The 20,085-nt window shown below is 72.3% G+C and carries 21 protein-coding genes; 13 read left to right on the top strand and 8 right to left on the bottom strand.

Going from position 1 to position 20,085, the window contains the following annotated elements:
* Window positions 1–45: 45 nt before the first annotated feature.
* The gene (locus ACFV9D_RS28955) at window positions 46–672 is read right to left on the bottom strand and encodes an NADPH-dependent F420 reductase (protein WP_385152431.1); all 627 of its coding nucleotides are present in this window, start codon (window positions 670–672) and stop codon (window positions 46–48) included.
* A 79-nt stretch (window positions 673–751) separates the two neighbouring features.
* Between ACFV9D_RS28955 and ACFV9D_RS28960 the strand changes: the two genes are divergently transcribed.
* The 4 genes from ACFV9D_RS28960 (at window position 752) to ACFV9D_RS28975 (ending at window position 4,131) form a co-directional block, all read left to right on the top strand.
* A complete protein-coding gene (locus ACFV9D_RS28960; RefSeq protein ID WP_385152434.1) occupies window positions 752–1,117 on the top strand; it encodes a winged helix-turn-helix transcriptional regulator in 366 nt (121 codons plus the stop codon).
* Window positions 1,118–1,156: 39 nt separating this feature from the next.
* Entirely contained in the window at window positions 1,157–1,453 is a 297-nt protein-coding gene (locus tag ACFV9D_RS28965; protein ID WP_385152437.1) for a hypothetical protein, read from the top strand.
* A 121-nt stretch (window positions 1,454–1,574) separates the two neighbouring features.
* Entirely contained in the window at window positions 1,575–2,486 is a 912-nt protein-coding gene (locus ACFV9D_RS28970) for an MBL fold metallo-hydrolase (RefSeq protein WP_385152440.1), read from the top strand.
* Between the two features lie 163 nt (window positions 2,487–2,649).
* Window positions 2,650–4,131, top strand: a complete 1,482-nt coding sequence (locus ACFV9D_RS28975; RefSeq protein WP_385152443.1) for a DUF4157 domain-containing protein — start codon at window positions 2,650–2,652, stop codon at window positions 4,129–4,131.
* Between the two features lie 30 nt (window positions 4,132–4,161).
* Here ACFV9D_RS28975 and ACFV9D_RS28980 read toward each other — a convergent pair whose 3' ends face one another.
* Window positions 4,162–5,418 carry a glucarate dehydratase family protein gene (locus ACFV9D_RS28980; protein ID WP_385152446.1) on the bottom strand — a complete coding sequence of 419 codons (1,257 nt, stop codon included), beginning with the start codon at window positions 5,416–5,418 and terminating at the stop codon, window positions 4,162–4,164.
* Window positions 5,419–5,548: 130 nt separating this feature from the next.
* Here ACFV9D_RS28980 and ACFV9D_RS28985 point away from each other — a divergent pair, with 130 nt between their 5' ends.
* Both ACFV9D_RS28985 and ACFV9D_RS28990 read left to right on the top strand, forming a co-directional pair.
* On the top strand, window positions 5,549–6,571 hold the full coding sequence (locus tag ACFV9D_RS28985; protein ID WP_385152449.1) for a phosphotransferase family protein: 1,023 nt from the start codon (window positions 5,549–5,551) through the stop codon (window positions 6,569–6,571).
* A 6-nt stretch (window positions 6,572–6,577) separates the two neighbouring features.
* Window positions 6,578–7,792 (top strand): acyl-CoA dehydrogenase family protein, encoded by a 1,215-nt coding sequence (locus ACFV9D_RS28990; RefSeq protein ID WP_385152452.1) that lies wholly within the window; start codon window positions 6,578–6,580, stop codon window positions 7,790–7,792.
* A gap of 75 nt (window positions 7,793–7,867) precedes the next feature.
* Here ACFV9D_RS28990 and ACFV9D_RS28995 read toward each other — a convergent pair whose 3' ends face one another.
* From ACFV9D_RS28995 to ACFV9D_RS29005, 3 genes are read right to left on the bottom strand one after another with little or no spacing between them, the layout of a single operon-like run.
* Window positions 7,868–8,461, bottom strand: coding sequence for a TetR/AcrR family transcriptional regulator (locus ACFV9D_RS28995; RefSeq protein ID WP_362361354.1), 594 nt, complete (start codon window positions 8,459–8,461; stop codon window positions 7,868–7,870).
* A gap of 51 nt (window positions 8,462–8,512) precedes the next feature.
* On the bottom strand, window positions 8,513–10,168 hold the full coding sequence (locus ACFV9D_RS29000; RefSeq protein ID WP_385152455.1) for an AMP-binding protein: 1,656 nt from the start codon (window positions 10,166–10,168) through the stop codon (window positions 8,513–8,515).
* Entirely contained in the window at window positions 10,165–10,929 is a 765-nt protein-coding gene (locus tag ACFV9D_RS29005; RefSeq protein WP_385152458.1) for an SDR family oxidoreductase, read from the bottom strand. The genes ACFV9D_RS29000 and ACFV9D_RS29005 overlap by 4 nt, the downstream gene beginning before the upstream one ends.
* Window positions 10,930–11,081: 152 nt before the next feature.
* Here ACFV9D_RS29005 and ACFV9D_RS29010 point away from each other — a divergent pair, with 152 nt between their 5' ends.
* From ACFV9D_RS29010 to ACFV9D_RS29035, 6 genes are all read left to right on the top strand, one after another.
* Entirely contained in the window at window positions 11,082–12,326 is a 1,245-nt protein-coding gene (locus ACFV9D_RS29010; RefSeq protein WP_385152461.1) for an exo-beta-N-acetylmuramidase NamZ domain-containing protein, read from the top strand.
* A gap of 129 nt (window positions 12,327–12,455) precedes the next feature.
* Window positions 12,456–13,778 (top strand): erythromycin esterase family protein, encoded by a 1,323-nt coding sequence (locus tag ACFV9D_RS29015; protein ID WP_385152464.1) that lies wholly within the window; start codon window positions 12,456–12,458, stop codon window positions 13,776–13,778.
* A gap of 88 nt (window positions 13,779–13,866) precedes the next feature.
* Window positions 13,867–15,087 (top strand): serine-threonine protein kinase, encoded by a 1,221-nt coding sequence (locus tag ACFV9D_RS29020; RefSeq protein WP_385152467.1) that lies wholly within the window; start codon window positions 13,867–13,869, stop codon window positions 15,085–15,087.
* 288 nt (window positions 15,088–15,375) lie between these two features.
* Window positions 15,376–15,987: a hypothetical protein gene (locus ACFV9D_RS29025; RefSeq protein ID WP_385152470.1), complete on the top strand. Its 612-nt coding sequence runs from the start codon at window positions 15,376–15,378 to the stop codon at window positions 15,985–15,987.
* Between the two features lie 51 nt (window positions 15,988–16,038).
* Window positions 16,039–16,755: a 3-keto-5-aminohexanoate cleavage protein gene (locus tag ACFV9D_RS29030; protein ID WP_385152473.1), complete on the top strand. Its 717-nt coding sequence runs from the start codon at window positions 16,039–16,041 to the stop codon at window positions 16,753–16,755.
* A gap of 134 nt (window positions 16,756–16,889) precedes the next feature.
* Complete coding sequence (locus tag ACFV9D_RS29035) at window positions 16,890–17,960, top strand: RNA ligase (ATP) (RefSeq protein WP_385152476.1); 1,071 nt, start codon at window positions 16,890–16,892, stop codon at window positions 17,958–17,960.
* 55 nt (window positions 17,961–18,015) lie between these two features.
* Here the strand turns inward: ACFV9D_RS29035 and soxR are convergent, their stop codons facing one another.
* Complete coding sequence (soxR, locus tag ACFV9D_RS29040) at window positions 18,016–18,480, bottom strand: redox-sensitive transcriptional activator SoxR (RefSeq protein ID WP_385152479.1); 465 nt, start codon at window positions 18,478–18,480, stop codon at window positions 18,016–18,018.
* Window positions 18,481–18,595: 115 nt separating this feature from the next.
* On the opposite strand from soxR, the gene ACFV9D_RS29045 reads away from it, so the two are divergent.
* Window positions 18,596–19,057 (top strand): MaoC family dehydratase, encoded by a 462-nt coding sequence (locus ACFV9D_RS29045; protein ID WP_385152481.1) that lies wholly within the window; start codon window positions 18,596–18,598, stop codon window positions 19,055–19,057.
* Here the strand turns inward: ACFV9D_RS29045 and ACFV9D_RS29050 are convergent.
* Both ACFV9D_RS29050 and ACFV9D_RS29055 read right to left on the bottom strand, forming a co-directional pair.
* Window positions 19,048–19,683, bottom strand: a complete 636-nt coding sequence (locus ACFV9D_RS29050; RefSeq protein ID WP_385152484.1) for a TetR/AcrR family transcriptional regulator — start codon at window positions 19,681–19,683, stop codon at window positions 19,048–19,050. The two genes, ACFV9D_RS29045 and ACFV9D_RS29050, sit on opposite strands and share 10 nt — an antisense overlap.
* A 59-nt stretch (window positions 19,684–19,742) precedes the next feature.
* Window positions 19,743–20,030, bottom strand: coding sequence for a YiaA/YiaB family inner membrane protein (locus ACFV9D_RS29055; protein WP_385152487.1), 288 nt, complete (start codon window positions 20,028–20,030; stop codon window positions 19,743–19,745).
* Window positions 20,031–20,085: the final 55 nt, after the last annotated feature.

Below are 20,085 nucleotides of genomic sequence, written 5' to 3' on the forward strand. Positions count from 1 at the left end.
GCCCCGCAAGCCGGATTCCCCCATCGGGGGCGGGTCGGGCCCGGGTCAGCCGCCCAGCGCCGCCGGCGGGGGCAGCATCGTGCGCGGGTCCTGGCCGGCGTGCCAGAGGCCGATGAGGAAGGCGGTGGCGGCCTCCAGCAGGTCGGCGCGGCCGAGCGGGCCGGTGACCAGCGGGGCGCAGCCCATGTCCTTCGCCAACGCGGCGACGAGGGCCAGGGCCTCCTCGTCGTCGCCGCAGAGCGGGACGGTGAGCGGGCCGTCCGCGAAGACGGGCGGCGTACGGCTCCACACGGCGGGCGTGACGTGGTTGAACGCCTTCACCACCCGGGCGCCGGTGGCCGCGGCGATGCGGCGGGCCGCGCCGGGGCCTTCGCCCGTGGTGAGGACGAGTCCGGCGCCGATGGGGTTGGTGCAGTCGATCAGGACCCGGCCGCGCAGCTCCCCGGCTCCGGCGAGTACGTCGGACACGGCGTCGTACGGGAGGGCGAGCAGGGCCGCGTCGCCGAAGCGGGCCGCCTCGTGGAGGGTGCCCGCGCGGGCGCCGATCCGCTCGGCGAGCGCCTCGGCCCTCGCGGGGGTCCGGCCGCCGACGAGGAGCTCGTGGCCGGCCCGGGCCCACTGGCCGCCGAGCGCCGCGGCCATGTCTCCGGTGCCGAGAATTCCGATGCGCATGTGCGCCTCCTGTGGTCGTCTGGAGCGATACCGACGACGCTAGAGAGGACCTCGGTTACCGAATGGTGCGTGACCTTCGATGACGGACCGTCTGCTCGCCGACTGCCGGGCGCGGCTGGGCTTCGACCTGCTGGCGAACACCTGGAACGCGGTGGTGCTGTACGCGCTCGCCGAGGGGCCGCGCCGCCCGCGTGAGCTGCGTGCCGGGATCGGCGGGATCAGCGCGAAGGTGCTCACCGAGACGCTGCGCCGGCTCGAGGGGTACGCCCTGGTCGAGCGGCGCGCCTACGCCGAGTCGCCGCCGCGCGTGGAGTACGCGTTGACCGCCCTCGGCCGCACGCTCCTCGGGCCGATCGAGGCGCTCGGACGGTGGTCGGCGGAGTACGGCGACGCGTTCGCCGACGCACAGGGGTGGAATCAGGACGAGTCGGGCATTCAGGGCTAGCCTGGGACGGTCACCACACACCCTCACAGAGGCGATGTCATGACCGTTCTCCACCAAGAGCACGCCACCCACGCGCACACCCACGGGCCGTCGTGCGGGCACACCGCCGTGACACACCGGGACCATGTCGACTACGCCCACAATGGGCACCTGCACCGTGAACACGCCGGGCACTGGGACGAGTGCGAGCCCACATCCCACGTCCAGCACACCCACCCCGACCACACGCACGGGCCGGACTGCGGGCACACGGCCGTCGAGCACGGCGACCACCTCGACTACGTGCACGAGGGGCACCGGCACGCGGCGCACGGCAACCACTGGGACGAACACTGATCCGACGATCGCCGAGCTTTCCGCGGGGCGAGCCCAACTGGCAGGCTGCCACCTGCTAGTTGGGCTCTCGACGTTCTCGTCGTTCTCGTCGTTCCCGTCGTTCTCGTCCGGGGGGAATCCCTTGTCCGTCACCGATCCGTACGTCGTCACGCTCGCACCGCACGTGCACGCCTTCGTCCAGCCCGACGGCGGCTGGTGTCTGAACAACGCGGGGTTCGTGGGCGACGCGCGCGAGACGCTGCTCGTGGACACGGCCGCGACCGAGCGGCGGACGCGGCTGCTGCGCGAGGCGGTCCTCGCGGAGGGGCTGCCGCTCCCCCGCACGATCGTCTCGACGCACCACCACGGCGACCACACGTACGGCAACGGGGTGTTCCTGCCGGGAGCGCGGATCGTCGGGCACGACCACTGCCGGGCCGAGCAGCTCGCGGCCGGGCGCCAGCTCCATCTGCTGTGGCCGCAGACCGACTTCGGCGAGATCGAGGTGACGCCGCCCTCGCTCACGTACAGCGAGCGGCTGACGCTGTACGTGGGTGAGCTGGAGGTGCGTGTGGTGCACCCGGGGCCCGCGCACACGACCGGCGACTCGATCGTCCATCTCCCGGAGCAGGGTGTCGTCTTCACCGGGGACCTGGTCTTCCACGGCGGGACGCCGTTCCTGCCGATGGGCTCGTTGGCGGGTTCGCTGCGGGCGCTGGACGTGCTGCGCGGGCTGGACGCGCCGACAGTGGTGCCCGGGCACGGCCCGGTCACCGACCCGTCGGCGTACGACGCGACGGAGCGCTATCTGCGCTGGGTCGCCGAACTGGCGCGCGAGGGCCACACGAAGGGCGCGACGCCGCTGGAGACGGCGCGTCGGGCGGACCTCGGGGAGTTCGGGGCGTGGCGGGAGAGCGAGCGCCTGGTGGCGAACCTGCACCGGGCGTACGCGGAGTTGGACGGACTTCCGGAGGGCTCGCCGCTGGACGCGGCGACGGTCTTCGGGGACATGGCGACGATGAACGGCGGCGTGATGGTGGCCTGTCACGCGTAGCCCGCCCCTGGGGCGCGGGGTCCCGGGCGGGTGACGCGAGGGGGACTTTCGGGCCGACGTGCCCGTCCCCAGGGGCCGGGTACTCTGCCCCGCCGTACCTGGCGGGGCGTCACCCCTCCCGGGTATACCGGGAGGGCAGACGACCGGCGCCGGAAGGAATCCCATGTACGACCGAGCGAGCAGCCGAGCACAGAAGCGGCGGGACGCCTCGGCGGACCGTCCCTCCCCGGCCCGGGCGGTGGCGCCCGCCGAGGCCCTGCTCGCCCTCCAGCGCTCGGCCGGGAACGCCGCCGTGGTCCAGATGCTGCGCCGTGCCGGTGCCGCCCAGGACGAGCACCGGCACGGCCCCGACTGCGGTCACGGGGAGGAGTCGCAGCCCACGGTGCAGCAACCCGCGGTGCAGCGCTCCACCGTGCACGACGTCCTGCGCAGCGGCGGCCGGCCGCTCGACGAGGGGAGCCGCGCCGACATGGAGGCGCGCTTCGGGGCCGACTTCTCCGATGTGCGCATCCACACCGACGCCGCCGCCCGGGCCTCCGCCGCCGAACTCGGCGCCGCGGCCTACACCTCCGGCAGCCACATCGTCGCCGGGCCCTCCGGCATCGACCGGCACACCCTCGCCCATGAACTGACCCATGTCCTCCAGCAACGCTCGGGGCCGGTGGCCGGGACCGACCGGGGCGACGGGCTGCGCGTCAGCGATCCCTCGGACCGGTTCGAGCGCGAGGCGGAGGCCAACGCCCACCGGGTGATGAGCCGCCCGGCGACCGCCTCCGCCGCCGGGGAGGCGCCCGCGCAGGCCGCGCCGACCTCCGGCGGGACCGGCGACGTCCAGCGCATGCACCACCCGGCCAAGATCGACGACGAGGTGGGAAGGCTGGTCACCCAGGCGAGCGCCCTCATCGACGAATACCTCACCCACTACGACACGTGGGAGGAGAAGCAGAATGATCCGCAGGGCTACAAATGGATCGCGACGTACAGCGAGCGCAACGACAACATCGCGCACCTCGACAACCTGGTAGGCGCACCCCAGGGGCGTGACAAGGCGACTTTGGAGACGGACCTGGAGACGGCCATCCGCGCCGACGTGACCACCACGTCGTCGCAGACGATGGCGGACTCCCGGACGACAGCGCTCAACGCGAAGCGCAAGCTCGTCCTCGGCCGCACGGGTGACACCGGCCCGTGGGCCACGTACCAGCAGGGCAAGCCGCAGGTCGGGGACCGGCTGCCCGTCGACGCGCGGATGGGCCGGCGGCTGAACACCGGAAAGTGGTCCGTGCCCGTCAATTACGCCTTCATGGACGGCGGCATCGAGGAGCGCGCCGTGTTCAAGATCGTCACCAGCCTCGGTCCGCAGATCGAAGGCATGCTGATCGGCGGGCAGCTGAACCCGGGCAACTTCTGGCAGGAGATCGAGAACCTGGGCGACGGCGCGCTCTGGGACAGCGGCAAATCGGCCGACGAGGGCGGCCCCCAGGCGATGCTGGGGCACGAGATCCTCCAGCTCATCGAGTCCGGCTACCAGTTCTTCGGCCGGGAGAGCACCTACGCGCAGGGCAACGCCCGGCTGGTCGCGGTCCACCCGGACAGGCCCGCGCCCGCGCCCGGGGACAAGACCCAGCCGCTCACCCTGCCCTGAGTCATCGCCCCCAGACCCGCCGGACAGGCCCTAGGGGCGCAGCCTTCGCATCGCCGCCGCGTCATCGCGCTCGCGGTGGGTGCCGTCGTCGTCCAGCCAGCGGCGGTGGAGGGCCGCGAGGCTGTCGCGATCCAGCTCGACGCCGAGGCCCGGGGCGTCGGAGACCGCGAGGTGGCCGTCGCGGAAGGCGGGGCGGGTGGTGACGACGTCCTCGGTCTGCCAGGGGTAGTGGGTGTCGCAGGCGTGGTCGAGCTGGGGCAGGGTCGCGGCGACCTGCGTCATGGCGGCGAGGCTGATGCCGAGGTGGGTGTTGGAGTGCATGGAGAGCCCGACGCCGTACGTGCGGCAGAGCGCGGCGAGTTCGCGGGTGCGGTGCAGGCCGCCCCAGTAGTGGTGGTCGCAGAGCACGATCCGTACCGCGTCCCGGGCGAAGGCCTCCGGCACCTCCTCGAAGGTGGTGACGCACATGTTCGTCGCGAGCGGCACGTCCGTACGGGCGGCGACCGCGGCCATGGCGTCCGTGCCGTTCGCCGGGTCCTCCAGGTACTCCAGGACGTCCTTCAGCTCCCGCGCCACCATCAGCGAGGTCTCCACGGACCAGGCGCCGTTGGGGTCGAGGCGGAGCGGCCGGCCGGGGAACGCCTCGGCCAGGGCGCGGATCGCGGCGATCTCCTCCTCGGGCGGGAAGACGCCTCCCTTGAGCTTGAAGGAGCGGAAGCCGTACAGCCGGTCGAAGCGGCGGGCCTGCTCGACGATCCCCGCCGGGTCGAGGGCCGCCCCCCAGTCGTCCGTGCCGTCGAACTTGTAGAAGAGGTACGCGCTGTACTCGACGGAGTCGCGGACCTTGCCGCCGAGCAGGGCATGGACGGGCAGGCCGAGGGTCTTGCCGAGGGCGTCCAGGCAGGCGACCTCGAAGGCCGACACGACGGAGAGGCGGTGCTTGTCCGCGGTCTGGACCCCGCGCAGCCCGCCCGCGTCGACCCGCTCGTCGACAGCCCGTGAGTCGCCGCACACCTGAGCGGCGAGCGAGAACAGGCCGTTCACGTCCGTGACCGATCGGCCGGGCAGCGCGCCGGCCAGCGGTCGCGCGAGCTCCAGGTACTTCGTATCGCCGTAGGTCTCCCCGAGGCCGGTGACGCCTCCTCGCGTGACCACTTCGACCACGAGCCGGGGCGTGTAGGGCTGATGGACGCCCTGGGTATTGAGCAGCGGAGGGTCGGAGATCAGGATCGGGGTCAGCCGGACTTCCTCGACGAACAGCTCTGGATTCACATGCCCTGAATTCATATGTGAACCATATTCACGCAGGGGATCCACGGCCAGACCGGCGACACCGCTTTCCGCCCCGAACCCTGGACGACATACCGACTGGTCGGTCATCATGAACGCCGACCAGCCACCTCTGGAGGTACGCCCGATGAGTTCAGCCCCGCCGCCAGGTCTCGACCCCGAGCAGTTGCGCGGATTCCTCGACCGCGAACGGCCGGGTCTCGTGCGCGGCCCGCTCGACGCCCGGCTGATCGAGGGCGGCCGGTCGAACCTCACGTACGTCGTCACCGACGGCACGGGGCAGTGGGTGGTCCGCAGGCCGCCGCTCGGTCACGTCCTGGCCACCGCGCACGACATGAAGCGCGAGCACCGCGTGATCAGCGCCCTGCACGGCACGGCCGTGCCCGTCCCCGAGCCCCTGCTGCTCTGCGAGGACGACACCGTGCTCGGAGCGCCGTTCTACGTCATGGAGTTCGTCGCCGGCACCCCGTACCGTTCGGCTGAGCAGCTCGCCCCGCTCGGCCCCGAGCGCACCCGCGAAGCCGTCCTCGGACTGGTCGACACGCTCGTCGACCTGCACGCCGTGGACCCGGCGGAGGTGGGCCTCGGCGACTTCGGCCGGCCCGAGGGCTTCCTCGACCGGCAGCTGCGCCGCTGGGGCAAGCAGCTCGACGCGTCACGCAACCGCGACCTGGCGGGCATCGACGAGCTGCACGCCGCGCTCGGCCGCGCGCTGCCGGCGTCCCCCGCCCCGACCGTCGTGCACGGCGACTACCGCCTGGACAACGTCCTGATCGGCGAGGACGACCGGATCAAGGCGGTCCTCGACTGGGAGATGTCCACCCTCGGCGACCCGCTGACCGACCTCGGTCTGCTAGCGATGTACAGCGCGCCGCTCGACGTCCCGCACTCCCCGGTCAGCACGACCGCCACGGCCGCCGGGCACCCCACGCCCGCCGAGCTGATCGCGCGCTACGCCGCCCGCTCGGGCCGCGACACCTCCGCCATCTCCTGGTACACGGCCTTCGCCTGGTTCAAGCTCGCCGTGATCCTGGAGGGCATCCACTACCGCTACACCCTCGGCCAGACCGTCGGCGCCGGCTTCGACCGCATCGGCGAACTCGTCCCCGTCTTCATCGAGCACGGCCTCACCACCCTCCAGGAAGGCTGATCCGCCATGGACTTCGCATACGACGCGCGCACCGAGGAGCTGCGGGAGAAGCTGCTCGCCTTCATGGACGAGCACGTGTACCCGGCCGAGCAGACCGCCCACGAGCAGCGGGCGCTGCTCGCCTCGCCGTGGGACACCCCGCAGATCGTCGAGGACCTGAAGGCCGAGGCCCGACGCCAGGGCCTGTGGAACCTCTTCCTGCCGGACGCCGAGCACGGCGCGGGACTGACCAACCTCCAGTACGCGCCGCTGGCCGAGATCACCGGCCGCAGCCCCCAGCTGGCCCCCACGGCCCTCAACTGCGCGGCCCCCGACACCGGGAACATGGAGGTGCTCGCCCAGTTCGGCGACGAGGCTCAGAAGAAGCAGTGGCTGGAGCCGCTGCTCGCCGGGGAGATCCGCTCGGCTTTCGCGATGACGGAGCCCGAGGTCGCCTCCTCCGACGCGACGAACATCGAGACCCGGATCACGCGGGACGGCGACGAGTACGTCCTCAACGGCCGCAAGTGGTACATCTCCGGGGCGATGAACCCCGACTGCAAGATCTTCATCGTGATGGGCAAGACCGACCCGGAGGGCGCCGACGTGCGCCGCCAGCAGTCGATGATCCTCGTCCCGCGCGACACCCCCGGTGTCGAGGTGCGGCGGGCGATGCAGGTGTACGGCTACGAGGACCACTCCCACGGCGGCCATGCCGAGGTGCTGTTCCACGACGCCCGCGTCCCGGTCTCGAACCTGATCGGCGAGGAGGGCGGGGGCTTCGCCATCGCCCAGGCCCGGCTCGGACCCGGCCGGATCCACCACTGCATGCGGCTGATCGGCATGGCCGAGCGGGCGATCGAGCTGATGTGCCGCCGTGCCGTGTCCCGTACCGCCTTCGGCAAGGCGATCGCCCAGCAGGGGGTCGTGCAGAACTGGATCGCCGACGCCCGGGTGACGGTCGAGCAGCTGCGCCTGCTCGTCCTCAAGACCGCCTGGCTGATGGACACCGTGGGCAACCGGGGCGCGCACACGGAGATCCAGGCCATCAAGATCGCGACCCCGCGGGCGGTCGTCGACATCATCGACAAGGCCGTACAGGTGCACGGCGCGGGCGGGGTGTCGCAGGACTTCCCGCTGGCCGAACTCTGGGCCGGGGCGCGGACGCTGAAGCTGGCGGACGGCCCGGACGAGGTGCACCAGCGGTCGCTGGCCCGGCGGGAGCTGAAGAAGTACCTCTGACGAGGGGGAAGGGCCCGCGGCGGACTCGCCCCGGGCCCTCGTGCCGCCGCGGCGGCCTGGCGGGACGGCCGCGCGCTACGGCCTCAGGGCCCGCAGCAGCAGGTCCGCGAGCTGGTCGGCGACCTGCTGAGGGGTGAGCGGGCCGTCCGGCCGGTACCACGTGGACAGATGGTGGACCGAGCCGAAGTGGTAGTCGACGACCAGATCGGCGGGGGTCGCCGCGGAGAACACCCCGGCCTGCTGGCCCTCCTCGATCAGCGCCCGGAACCGCTCGTGGTAGCGCCGCCGCTCGGCGCGCACCTGCTTGTTCTTCTCCGGGCTGAGGTGGTGCATCGAGCGGAAGAAGATCGAGGCGTCGTCGAGGTTCTCGATCGTGGTGACCACGACGTCGGCCGCCGCGTCGCGCAGCCGCTGCTCGACCGGGGCGTCGGCGTCCGCGAAGGCGTCGAGCCGCTCCTGCTGGAGCCGCAGCACCCGGGAGTAGACCTCCTGGAGGAGGTCCTCCTTGGAGCCGAAGTAGTGGTAGAGCGCGCCCTTGGTGACGCCCGCCGCCTCCACGATCTCCTGGACGGAGGTGCGGTCGTAGCCACGCTCCGCGAAGAGCCGGGTGGCGGCGGCCAGCAGCCTCTGGGGGACGGGGGTACCGCTCCCGTCCGTCGTCCTGGCCATGCGCCGCCGCCTTCCCTCATGATCGTCAGTGATCGTCGTGCTTGATCGTCGTTACCTGGGGGAACGGAGTTCCCGCCTCAGGATCTTCCCACTTGTCGTCTTGGGCAGCTCCGCCAGGATCTCGACCTCGCGCGGGTACTTGTACGCGGCGAGCCGCTGCTCGCAGTACGCGGACAGCTCGGCGGGCTCGACGGCGGCGCCCGGACGCAGGCTCACGTACGCCTTGACCGTCTCACCCCGGTAGGCGTCAGGGACGCCGACGACGGCGGCCTCGCGGACCGCCGGGTGGGTGTAGAGGACGTCCTCGACCTCACGCGGCCAGACCTTGAAGCCGGAGGCGTTGATCATGTCCTTCTTGCGGTCGACGACGTAGAGCCAGCCGTCCGCGTCCATGAAGCCGATGTCGCCGGTGCGCAGCTCCCCGTCGGGGAAGGTCTGCTCGGTGGCCTCCGGCAGCCGCCAGTAGCCGGGTACGACCTGCGGGCCGCGCACCGCGATCTCGCCCGGCTCGCCGAACGGCACCTCGGCGCCGGTCTCGTCGAGGATGCGGACGACCGTGTCCGGTCCGGGGACGCCGACCGAGAGGGTGCCGGAGGCGGGGTCCACCGGGGCCTCCTTCTCGGGCGGTACCGCGGCGCAGGGGGCGGTGCACTCGGTGAGGCCGTAGCCGTTGCGGATGTACGGGCCGAAGCCGGCGCGGAACTTCTCCACCAGGGCGGGCGGGACCGGGGCGCCGCCCGAGGAGATGACCAGGAACGAGGAGAAGTGGTCGCGGGTCGCCCCCGGGTGGGCGCCGAGCGCCATGAAGGCGGTGGAGGGGCCGACCGTGTACGCGGGGCGGTGCTCCAGGAAGGCGTCGAGGACGACGCCGGTGTCGAAGCGGTAGGCGAGGACGAGGGTGCCCGCGTTGCCGAAGCAGGCGGCGAGCTCGCAGACCAGGCCCGTGATGTGGAAGAGCGGGGCGAGCGCGAAGTAGCCGGCGCCCTCGGGGACGGGGTGTCCGGTGCGCTGGCGCTCGGCGTTGTAGGCGATGCCCCGGTGGAGGTTGAGGGCGCCCTTGGGGGTGCCGCTGGTGCCGGAGGTGTAGCTGATCAGGGCCACGTCGTCGGCGGCGAGCTCGCGGCCGGTGGGGGCCGGGTGTCCGGCGCGGGCGACGGTCAGCAGGTCGTCGACGTCGGTGGGCACACGCTCGAAGGCGAGGACGCGGGGGTCGTCGCGGGTCTGGAGGTCGCGTTCGCAGGCGGTGAGCGCGATGCGTACGGGAGAGTCGGCGGCGGTGTTCCGCAGATACGTCTCCCAGGCGCGGTCGGAACAGATCAGGGCGGTGGCGCCGGAGTCCCGCAGGGCGTGCCCGACCTCGGCCGACTTGTACATCGGGTTGAGCGGGACGACCGTCGCGCCCGCCTTCCAGGCGCCGAGCAGGGCGAGGACGAAGTGCGGGCTGTTCTGGAGCATGATCGCGACCCGGTCGCCGCGCTCCAGGCCGTGCGCGGCGAGGTGTCCGGCGACCGAGTCGGAGAGGGCGTCGGTCTCGCGGTAGGTCAGGCGGCCGTCGAAGTAGGCGAGGGCCGGGCGCTCCGGGGCGCGGGCGGCGGCGGCCCGGAAGGCGTGGAGCACGGTGGGCGGCGGGTCTATGGGCCCGCGCTGGGTCTCGGTGAGCTGGGCGAGCCACGGCTTGGCCGCGTAGACCGACTCGGTCGAGGTCATGCGCCGGCCCCTTCCCACTTCCGCTGGATGTGGTTCATGTTGCCGAGCCATCGCTCGGGGTCGGTCGCCCGCGCCCGGTAGAACTCGGCGACCTCGGGGTGCGGGAGGACGAGGAAGCGGTCGGCCTCGATGGCGTCGAAGAGGGAGTCGGCGACGTCCTCGGGCTCGATGGCGGTGGGGGCGAGGACGAGCTCGCCGGCCGATCCGGCGGCGGTGAGCATGTCCGTACGCACGCCCTGCGGGCAGATCGCGTGGACCTTGACCCCTCGGTGGCGGTAGGTGAGGGAGAGCCATTCGGCGAAGGCGTACGCGCCGTGCTTGGAGACGCTGTAGGGCGCGGCGCCGACCATGGTGAGCAGGCCGGCGGCGGAGACCGTGGAGACGAAGCGGCCGGTGCCGCGCTCCAGCCAGTCGGGCAGCAGGGCGCGGGCGGCGCGGACGTGGGCCATCACGTTGACGTCCCAGGCGGCGGCCCAGACGGCCTCGTCGGCGAAGGCGTCACCGGGCGAGGCGAGTCCGGCATTGGCGCACCAGACGTCGACGGCGCCGCCCAGCGCCTCGCGGGCCTCCTCGACGATCTCCGAGGCGTCACCCGGGACCGCGGTGGCGCCGATCTCCTCGGCGACCGCCTTGGTGCGGCCGGGGTCGAGGTCGTTGACGACGACCCGGGCGCCCTCGGCGGCGAACCGGCGGGCCAGTGCGGCTCCGATCCCGCCGCCCGCGCCCGTGACGACCACTCCAGCGCCCTGCACCGTACTCATCGAGAACCGCCTCTCCGTTGTGACAGTGCGAGCAGACTAACCAGTCGGTATGTAGCAGGGGAAGACCTCTCGCGCACGCCTCGTTCCCACGGGGCGTCAGGAGCGCTAGCGTGCGGGCCCATGTCGGGGATGGCGATCAAGGAGGTTTCCGGATGAGCCTGTCGAGACGTGGCCTGCTCGCCGCCGGCGGCGCGGTCGGGCTCGGGGCCGCTGCCGTCCCCGTGGCCGTCGCGCACGGCGAAGGCGGCGGCCGGGTCCGCACCGGTTTCGAGCGGCTGGCCGCCGACGGCTATGCCCCGCTCGCCGGGCAGCGGGTCGGTGTCGTCACCAACCCGACCGGGATCACCTCGGACGTACGGCACATCGTCGACGTCATGCACGCCGACGACCGGGTCGACCTGGTGGCCGTCTTCGGCCCCGAGCACGGCTTCCGGGGCACGGCGCAGGCGGGCGGCTCGGAGGGCCGTTACGACGACCCCGCGACCGGGCTTCCCGTCTACGACACGTACCTGAAGAGCGGGCAGCCGCTCGCGGACGTCTTCACCGCCTCGGGCGTGGACACGGTCGTCTTCGACATCCAGGACGTGGGCGCGCGCTTCTACACGTACATCTGGACGCTCTACGACTGCATGGTGGCGGCCGCGCTGGCGGGGAAACGGTTCGTCGTCCTGGACCGGCCGAACCCGGTCACCGGGCGGGCGGCGCTCGGACCGGTCCTCGACCGCGCCTTCGCCACCTTCGTGGGCCGCGAGCCGATCGCGCAGGCGCACGGGATGACGGTGTCGGAGCTGGCCCTGCTGTTCAACGGCGAGTTCCTGGCCAAGCCCGTGGAGCTGGAGACCGTGCGGATGTCGGGCTGGAAGCGGCGGGACTTCTTCGACGCCACCGGGCTGCCGTGGGTGCCGCCGAGCCCCAACATGCCCACGCCCGAGACCGCGCTCGTCTACTCCGGCACCTGTCTCTTCGAGGGCACCAACCTTTCCGAAGGGCGGGGCACCACCCGCCCCTTCGAGCTGCTCGGCGCGGAGGGGGTCGACCGGCGGTGGGCGGAGGCGGCGAACGCCCTGGAGCTGCCGGGGGTGCGGTTCCGCGAGGCGTACTTCGCCCCGACCTTCTCCAAGTTCCAGGGGAAGACGGTCGGCGGCGTGCAGGTGCAGGTGCACGACCGGGCGGCCTTCGACCCCGTACGCACCGGGATCGGCCTGCTGATCAGCGCCAAGCGCTCGTGGAGCGGCTTCGCCTGGCGATCGGACAACTGGATCGACAAGCTGACGGGCTCGACGCGGGTGCGGACGCTGATCGACGCGGGCGCGGACACGGACGAGGTGGTGGGGGCGTGGGGTGCGGACCTGGCCGCGTTCCGTGCCGTACGGAAGGAGTACCTGCTCTACCGCTGACGGGTGGGGCACGGGTGCGGGTGCGGCACGGGTGCGGGTGCGGGTGCGGCACGGGTGGGGCAAACCCCCGCATGGTGAGGGGTGTTGGCAGGTTGGCAGCGGCGGGCCGGCGGTCGGCAGGCTTGATCCATGACCACGTCGATACGACATCGCTTACCCCTGGTGGGGGCGGTCGTGGCGCTCTGCCTCGCCGCCCTCGCCCCCTCCGCGCAGGCGGAGGCACCGCCGGCCCCGGACCCCGCCCGTGAACTCGCCCGCAGCGCCCGACCCTTGGACGACCTGCGACCGCTGGACCGGATGATCGGCTCGGCCAAGGTCCTCGGGATCGGGGAGTCGACGCACAGCTCGTCCGAGTTCTTCGAGACCAAGCACCGGATCTTCGAGCACCTGGTGGAGAGGAAGGGCTTCACCACCTTCGCCCTGGAAGCCAACTGGTCGACCGGGCTGCTGATCGACGACTACGTACGGTTCGGCAAGGGCGATCCGCGGCAGATCCTGCGCGACGAGTTCCGACACGCCTACCGCTTCTGGAACACCGAGGAGTACCTCGACCTCATCACCTGGATGCGGCAGCACAATCTGCGCCACCCCGGCCACCAGGTGCGGTTCATGGGCAACGACCTCGGCTACGCGGGACCGAACCTCTTCGACACGGTCACGGGCTACGTGGCCCGTACCCACCCGCGGCTGCTGCCGCGCTTCCAGGAGCTGTACCGGGCCTCGCGGCCGGTCGGTGAGGTCGACACCTGGATGAACGCGTATCTGGCGAAGCCGTCCGAGGAACGCGGGCGGATGTCGGCGGACGTGAACCGCGCGCTCGCGCTCCTGGAGCGGCAGAAGCCCGGCCGGGACCGCGAGGAGCACACCTGGATGCTCCAGCACGCCCGGGCGATCGCCCAGGTCGGCACGGAGATGGCGCACGACGTGACGACGGCCGGAGGGCTCGCGGACGCGATGCTCTACCGCGACCGGATCATGGCCGAGAACACGGTGTGGTGGCAGCGGGCGACCGGTGACCGGATCGTGCTGTCCGCGCACAACGGCCACGTCGGCTACGAGACGACGAAGCCGGACCAGTACCCACGCCTCCAGGGCGCCTTCCTGCGCGACGCGCTCGGCCGGGACTACGTGAGCATGGGCGCCTCCTTCGGGCGGGGCTCGTTCAACGCGCACGACACCGAGGCGCCGGGCGAACCGATCCGGAGGTTCACGGTCGGCCACCCGGCCGCGGACAGCAGCGCCGAGACGCTCGACCGGGTGTCGCCGCGCCCCTTCTACCTGGATCTGCGCACCACGACGCCCGCCGCCCGGAGCTGGCTGAACGTGCACCGCCCGGCCTGGCTGATCGGTACCGCGTACCCGTGGGCGGGCAACCAGACGCCGGTCCGGCTCGCCACGTCGTACGACCTGCTCGTCCACTTCCCCGAGGTCTCTGCGGCGCGTCTGCGCTGAAAACCTGGCCGTCCCTCCGTGCGCGCAGGATGCTGTCGCGGGAAGAGATTCCTGAGCAGCTTCCTCGACGCGGAGGGACGGGCAGACCATGGCCGGGATGAGTGTGGAGCCGTACCGGGAGATCACCTTCGACAAGGACGGCGACGGGGCGGCCGGGCAGGGCGCGGCGCTCGCGGCGCTGGCCGCCCAAGGGGTCACGGATGTGGTGATGTTCGCCCACGGGTGGAACAACACCCGCTCCGTGGCCACCCGGCTGTACTCGGCGTTCTTCGCCCCCTTCCCGGAGATCCTCGGGCCGGGGGCGCGCGTGGGGTACGTGGGGGTGGTGTGGCCGTCGATGATGTTCTCGGACGAGCCGATCCCCGACTTCGAGTCCGTGGCGGCCGTGCACCCGGGCAAGGAGGCGGTGGTGGGCCGGCTGGCCACGCTGCTGAAGGAGCAGCCGGACGACGAGGAGGCTCTCACGGAGTTCGGCGAGCTGCTGCGGGAGTTGACGGACACGAACGGCTCGCGCGGCTTCATGGAGGCCGACCCGGACGTGCCGCCCGTGCCGGACTTCCTGCTCGCGGACCCGGTGGCCGTCTGCGCGATGTTCGCCGACGCGATGGAGGAGGCGGCGGGTCCGGCGGGCGTGCCCACGCCGCGCGAGGCGTTCGGGCGCCGGCTGACGCGGTACTGGAAGGGCGCGCGGGAGGCCCTGCGGCAGGCCACGTACTTCACGATGAAGCGGCGCTCCGGCACGGTCGGCGAGCGGGGCCTCGGTCCGCTGCTCGGCGAACTCGCCCGCTCCGCCCCCGGCCTGCGGATCCATCTCGTGGGGCACAGCATGGGCGCCCGACTCGTCTCGTACGCCCTGCGCGGGCTCCCCGCCGGGGCGCGGAACGTGGCCTCGGTGACGCTCCTCCAGGGGGCCTTCTCGCACTACGCGTTCGCCGCCCGGCTGCCGCACGAACCGGGCAGGGGCGGCGCGCTGCGCGATCTGCAGCAGCGGGTCGACGGGCCCGTGGTGGCCTGCTACTCGCGCCACGACACCGCGCTGCGCGTGATCTACCCCCTGGCCTCCCGCCTGGCCCGCGACGCCGACTCACTGCTCGGCAGCGACAAGCGCTGGTGGGCGATCGGCCACGACGGCGTCCAGGCGGTCCCGGGCACACCCGTGCTGACCCTGGCAAGGGCGCTCCACGACGGGATCCCGGCGACGGGCTGCGTGAGCGTCGACGCGGCGGAGGTGGTCGGAGAACACAGCGACATCTGCCACGCGGAGCTGGCGCGGGTGGTGGCGTCGGCGGGACGGATCGGGGGGCGGTAGGTCAGCGGGCGGGGGCGTTCGGCGGGCTGCTCGCGGGGCGCTGCCCGGGCTGCTCGCCCGGCGCTCCTCGGGCCGGACGTCCTCGTCGCCGGTCTCCGCCGGCCGTTCGAACAGCTTCTCCGGCAGGGCCGGATTGTCCGCGAGGCCCAGCAGTACGTCCTGCAACAGCTCTCCCCCGCGCGCCTCTGATGGGCCCCATCGAATTTTCGATGGAACACGAAGGGGCGGTCGTTCGTCCATTCCATAACGTCCTTGACGCCGAAGTACGAGCGACGGAGGTGCGGAGCGATGGCGGGTTTCCGGAGTCTTGCGAGACAGGTGCGTGATCCCGGGTGCGATACGGCGCTGCGGAGGTATTCGCTGCGCAAGTGCCTGGAGCGGTTCGCCCCGTACGGGCACCGCGCGACCTGGGACCATCTGTGCCGGAGGCACAGGTTCGGGCCCGAGGACCGGGAGCTCGATCCTGGGCGGCTGGTGGCCGCTCTGGAGGAGCTGGAGGAGGCGCGGGCGGTGTGGCTCGCGTACGAGGAGGAGTTCGCGGCGCGGCGGCGGCGCGAGAAGCACGGCGGGCTGCGTCGGCCCGGCGCGCTGGACGACTGGCACCGGCGGACCTGGGGAGGCAACGGGGTGGCGCGGTGCGACGATCCGGCCGTGCATCCGACCGAGCCGCTGGCCGAGGTGCTGCGGCGGCTCATCAAGGCCCTGGAGTCGGGGCCCGGGGAGCACTGCCCGGTGTGCGCGGGGCCGCGGATCGAGTGGCGGCCCGATCTGGACGACGAGCCGTGGTTCGGCCCCGTGTGCGGGGACTGCGGCGTCGTGGTGCCGCGGGCGGTGTTGACGGCCGGGGCGCTGGCGCGGGCGCGCGGAGTCGCGCTGCCCCGTCTGGCGTCGGTGGCGTGAGAAGCGTACGAACATGAGCAGCGGGGGCAACGGGGACAACGGGGGAACACGTTGATCCAGGTCTGTCTGAACGGAACCCGCGGGCCCGGCGATTCGGCGGCTGTACCGATGTCGCCCGGCGCCATGGCGGATGCCGCGGCGCGGGCCGTCGCGGCGGGCGCGTCGGACGTGCACGTGCACCCCAGGACGCCGTGCGGAGGCGACACGCTGTCGCCCCGGGTGCTGGCGGTGACGCTGGCGGCGATCCGGGAGGCGGCCGACGTCCCGGTGGGCGTGACGACGGGTGCCTGGGCCGAGCCCGATCCGGTCCGCAGGGTGGAGCGCGTCCGCGCCTGGACGGTCCTCCCCGACCACGCCTCGGTGAACTGGCACGAGCCGGGCGCCGAGGAGCTGGCGGCCGCGCTCCTTGAGCGGGGTGTCGGCGTGGAGGCGGGGCTGTGGTCGGGTACGGAGGGTCCTGAGCGCTTTCTCCGCTCGCCCTTGGCGCCTCGGGTGCTGCGCATCCTGGCCGAGGTCACCGACCCGAACACCGCGACCGCCGAGTCCACGGCCCGCGCGCTCCTCGCGGACCTGAGCACGGCCCCCACCCTGCCGATCCTCCTCCACGGCGAGGACGGCGGCGCCTGGCCGGTGCTGCGACTGGCCCGCCGCCTGGGCCTGGCCACCCGGATCGGCCTGGAGGACACCCTGTTCCTCCCCGACGGCAGCCGGGCGGAGTCCAACGCCCAGCTGGTCTCCGCGGCGCTCTCGGCCACCATCTCCGAGTAGGCGACCCACCGTTCCTCGGGCGGCAGCGCGAAGAGCGCGACGCTACCAGAGCGCAAATCCGGTGGCCCACCCGAATTCCCTTCCCGCACAGTGTCCGGCGATGAGAACGACACCCGAGTCACCGGAGAACTGACATGTCGACGCTGCGCGTCACCGCCGAAACGCTGGCCGTCCACGCCCATCCCAACGCCGACGCGCTCGAGCTGGCCCAGGTGGGCCTGTACCGTGCCGTCGTCGCCAAGGGCGCGTACCGCACGGGTGATGTCGCCGTCTACATTCCGGAGCAGGCCGTACTGCCCGCCGCGCTCGTCGACGAGCTGGGGCTGACCGGGCGGCTCGCCGGGAGGGCGTCGGACCGGGTCAAGGCGGTGCGGCTGCGGGGCGAGTTGTCGCAGGGGATCGTGTGCCTGCCCAAGGCGCTCGCGGATGTCGACCTGGCGGTGGCCGCCTCCGAGGGGACCGACTTCGCCGAGCTGCTCGGGATCACGAAGTGGGTGCCGCCGATCCCGCCGACGATGAGCGGCGACGTCGAGGCGGCGCCCGATCTCTTGCCCTGGGTCGACATCGAGAACCTGCAGCGGTATCCGGAGATGTTCGAGCCCGGCGAGCCGGTGGTCCTGACCGAGAAGCTGCACGGTTCGGCCTGCCTCACCACGTACTTCGCGGAGGACGGCCGGGTCCAGGTCTCCTCGAAGGGGTTCGGCTCGAAGGGGCTCGCACTCCAGGAGGACCCGCGCAATCTGTACTGGCGCGCCGTCCACGGCCATGGTGTGCCGGCGGTCGCGGCACGGCTCGCCGAGCGGCTCGGCGCACGCCGGGTCGGACTGTTCGGTGAGGTGTACGGGGCCGGGGTGCAGGACCTCGGCTACGGCGCGAACGCCCGCAGCGAGGACCTCGGTTACGCGGTCTTCGACGTGTCGGCCGAGATCGACGGCCAGGTCCGGTGGCTGGACCCGGCCCAGGTCCTGGCGGCCGGCGAGCTGCCGCTCGTACCGCGGCTGTACACCGGGCCGTACGAGCTGGAGCGGGTGCTGGAGCTGGCGAGCGGCCGGGAGACCGTGTCCGGGCGGGAGCTGCATCTGCGGGAGGGTGTCGTGATCCGTCCGGTGACGGAGCGGTACAGCCCGGTGGTCGGTGGCCGCGCCATAGCCAAGGCCGTCAGCCCGGCCTATCTGACCCGTAAGGGCGGCACCGAGTACGAGTGATCCGTCCGATCCGAACCGAGGGGCCCGTCCACGGGGGTGGCGGGCCCCTCTTCCGTCATGCGTCCTTGGGTTCCGGCAGCAGCCGCGAGCCCGTCATCCGCTCGCCGATCGCGTCGTCGGGGTTGGACAGCACACAGTTCCGCAGCGACAGACACCCGCATCCGATGCAGTCGGTCAGATGGTCGCGCAGCCGGCCGAGCTGCTTGATCCGCTCGTCCAGCTCCGTGCGCCAGGCCGCCGAGAGCCGCGCCCAGTCCTCGTTGGTGGGGGTGCGCTCCTCGGGGAGTTCGGCGAGCGCGTCGCGAATGGTCGCGAGCGGGATGCCGACGCGCTGCGCGGCCCGGATGAAGGCGACCCGGCGCAGGATGTCGCGGCCGTAGCGGCGCTGGTTGCCGCTGGTGCGGCGGCTGCTGATCAGGCCCTTGGACTCGTAGAAGTGCAGGGCCGACACGGCGGCGCCGCTGCGCGCGGACAGCTGGCCGACGGTGAGTTCGTGGATCTTCTCTGGAATCTGCGGCACTCCTCGAACCCTACTGGCTCGTACCCGCAGACCCGTTGACAGAGCCCCCCACCCCCAGCCAGACTAAGCAGTCGCTTAGAAGGCGTTGACTGGGTGAGAGGCAGGGAGCTGGGACATGGCTGAGCCGAGGATCTTCACATCCGCCGAGGAGCTGCGCGCCGGGGTCGGCGAGCAGCTGGGCCACAGCGACTGGCTGGAGATCGAGCAGAAGCGGATCGACCTGTTCGCCGACGCGACCGGTGATCACCAGTGGATCCATGTGGACCCGGAGCGGGCGGCCGCCGGGCCGTTCGGGAAGACGATCGCGCACGGGTATCTGACGCTGTCGCTGCTGCCGATCCTGGTCCCGCAGATCCTGCGCGTCGAGGGCATGAAGATGGGCCTCAACTACGGCACCAACAAGGTCCGCTTCCCCTCCCCCGTACCTGTCGGCTCACGGCTGCGCGCGAGCGCGGTGCTGACCGAGGTGACGGAGGCGGGCGGCGGTGTGCAGGTGACCGCGACCGTGACGGTGGAGCGCGAGGGCGGCGACAAGCCGGTCTGCGTCGCCGAGTCGGTCTCGCGCTACTACTTCTGAGCGCCGACCATCCGCAGCACGAGGTCGGCGTAGAGCGCGCCGACCTCGTCCGGCGTCCGGCGGCCCCGCACGTTGAACCAGCGCGACACGTCGATGCAGAGCGAGAGCACCGCGACGGTGGTGCCGGAGACGTCCGGCACGTCGAACTCCCCGGCCGCCACGCCCTCGTTGATGATCCGGCGCACGGCTGCGTCGGACTCGCGGCGCAGCTCGACGATCTCGGCGCGGTGCTCGGGGCCGAGCGCGTCGAGCTCGTACTGCACGACCCGCGCGGTGGTGTGCCGCTCGGCGTGCCAGCGCACGAAGGACCGCACGGCGTCGGCGAGCCGCTCGCCGGCCGTGCCCTCGCCGTCGGCGGCGGCCCGGAGGATCTCCAGGGCCCGGTCGTGGCCGATGCGGCTGATCCGGTGGAGCAGCTCTTCCTTGGTCTTGTAGTGGATGTAGAGCGCGGCCGGGCTCATGCCGGCCCGGCCGGCGATGTCCCGGGTCGTGGTGGCGTGGTACCCGCGTTCGGCGAACGCCTCCACGGCCGCGACGAGCAGCCGCCTGGCCGCCTCGGGCGTGACCTCGCCCCACGGCATCTCCTCGCCGCCGGGCGTCTCCTCCGCCGCGTCCGCCGCGCTCATCGCTCGTCCCTTACTCCAGCTGTCAGGACGAACACCATACAACGAAGCTGAGCAAGCGCTTAGAGCTTCTGGAAGGGGTCGTGCTCGGCGAGGAGCTTCTCCAGGCGGGCCTGGTCGACCCGGCTGACGATCTGGCCCGCCTCCTGGCGGTCGCGGACGACCTTGGCGAGGGTGAAGGCGGAGGTCGTGAGGTAGAGGACCGCGATGGCGAGGAAGGACCGCACCCAGGCATCGGCCTCCAGCTGGAAGATGCCGATGCCCACGGCCGCGAGGGCGAGTCCGAAGGAGATGACGGCCTGCATGTAGTAGGCGGCCGTGTTCTGCTGCTTGACCGGTGTGTCGCTCATGGTCGGAAGCATCGGGCGGATGTGGCGCCCGCCACATCCGCCCGGATACTCAGCG

It is taken from the genome of Streptomyces sp. NPDC059875 (genome assembly GCF_042731085.1).
Taxonomy (GTDB): Bacteria; Actinomycetota; Actinomycetes; order Streptomycetales; family Streptomycetaceae; genus Streptomyces.

Bases quoted from the DNA above. Each gene is read 5' to 3' on its own strand.
- ACFV9D_RS28965 (WP_385152437.1), top strand. From the start codon at position 1,157: ATGACCGTTCTCCACCAAGAGCACGCCACCCACGCGCACACCCACGGG.
- ACFV9D_RS28960 (WP_385152434.1), top strand. From the start codon at position 752: ATGACGGACCGTCTGCTCGCCGACTGCCGGGCGCGGCTGGGCTTCGAC.
- ACFV9D_RS28980 (WP_385152446.1), bottom strand. From the start codon at position 5,418: ATGAATTCAGGGCATGTGAATCCAGAGCTGTTCGTCGAGGAAGTCCGG.
- ACFV9D_RS29005 (WP_385152458.1), bottom strand. From the start codon at position 10,929: ATGAGTACGGTGCAGGGCGCTGGAGTGGTCGTCACGGGCGCGGGCGGC.
- ACFV9D_RS29035 (WP_385152476.1), top strand. From the start codon at position 16,890: ATGTCGACGCTGCGCGTCACCGCCGAAACGCTGGCCGTCCACGCCCAT.
- ACFV9D_RS28990 (WP_385152452.1), top strand. From the start codon at position 6,578: ATGGACTTCGCATACGACGCGCGCACCGAGGAGCTGCGGGAGAAGCTG.
- ACFV9D_RS29055 (WP_385152487.1), bottom strand. From the start codon at position 20,030: ATGAGCGACACACCGGTCAAGCAGCAGAACACGGCCGCCTACTACATG.
- ACFV9D_RS29050 (WP_385152484.1), bottom strand. From the start codon at position 19,683: ATGAGCGCGGCGGACGCGGCGGAGGAGACGCCCGGCGGCGAGGAGATG.
- ACFV9D_RS28995 (WP_362361354.1), bottom strand. From the start codon at position 8,461: ATGGCCAGGACGACGGACGGGAGCGGTACCCCCGTCCCCCAGAGGCTG.
- ACFV9D_RS29015 (WP_385152464.1), top strand. From the start codon at position 12,456: ATGACCACGTCGATACGACATCGCTTACCCCTGGTGGGGGCGGTCGTG.
- ACFV9D_RS28955 (WP_385152431.1), bottom strand. From the start codon at position 672: ATGCGCATCGGAATTCTCGGCACCGGAGACATGGCCGCGGCGCTCGGC.
- ACFV9D_RS28975 (WP_385152443.1), top strand. From the start codon at position 2,650: ATGTACGACCGAGCGAGCAGCCGAGCACAGAAGCGGCGGGACGCCTCG.
- ACFV9D_RS29010 (WP_385152461.1), top strand. From the start codon at position 11,082: ATGAGCCTGTCGAGACGTGGCCTGCTCGCCGCCGGCGGCGCGGTCGGG.
- ACFV9D_RS29020 (WP_385152467.1), top strand. From the start codon at position 13,867: ATGGCCGGGATGAGTGTGGAGCCGTACCGGGAGATCACCTTCGACAAG.
- ACFV9D_RS28985 (WP_385152449.1), top strand. From the start codon at position 5,549: ATGAGTTCAGCCCCGCCGCCAGGTCTCGACCCCGAGCAGTTGCGCGGA.
- ACFV9D_RS29025 (WP_385152470.1), top strand. From the start codon at position 15,376: ATGGCGGGTTTCCGGAGTCTTGCGAGACAGGTGCGTGATCCCGGGTGC.
- ACFV9D_RS29045 (WP_385152481.1), top strand. From the start codon at position 18,596: ATGGCTGAGCCGAGGATCTTCACATCCGCCGAGGAGCTGCGCGCCGGG.
- ACFV9D_RS29000 (WP_385152455.1), bottom strand. From the start codon at position 10,168: ATGACCTCGACCGAGTCGGTCTACGCGGCCAAGCCGTGGCTCGCCCAG.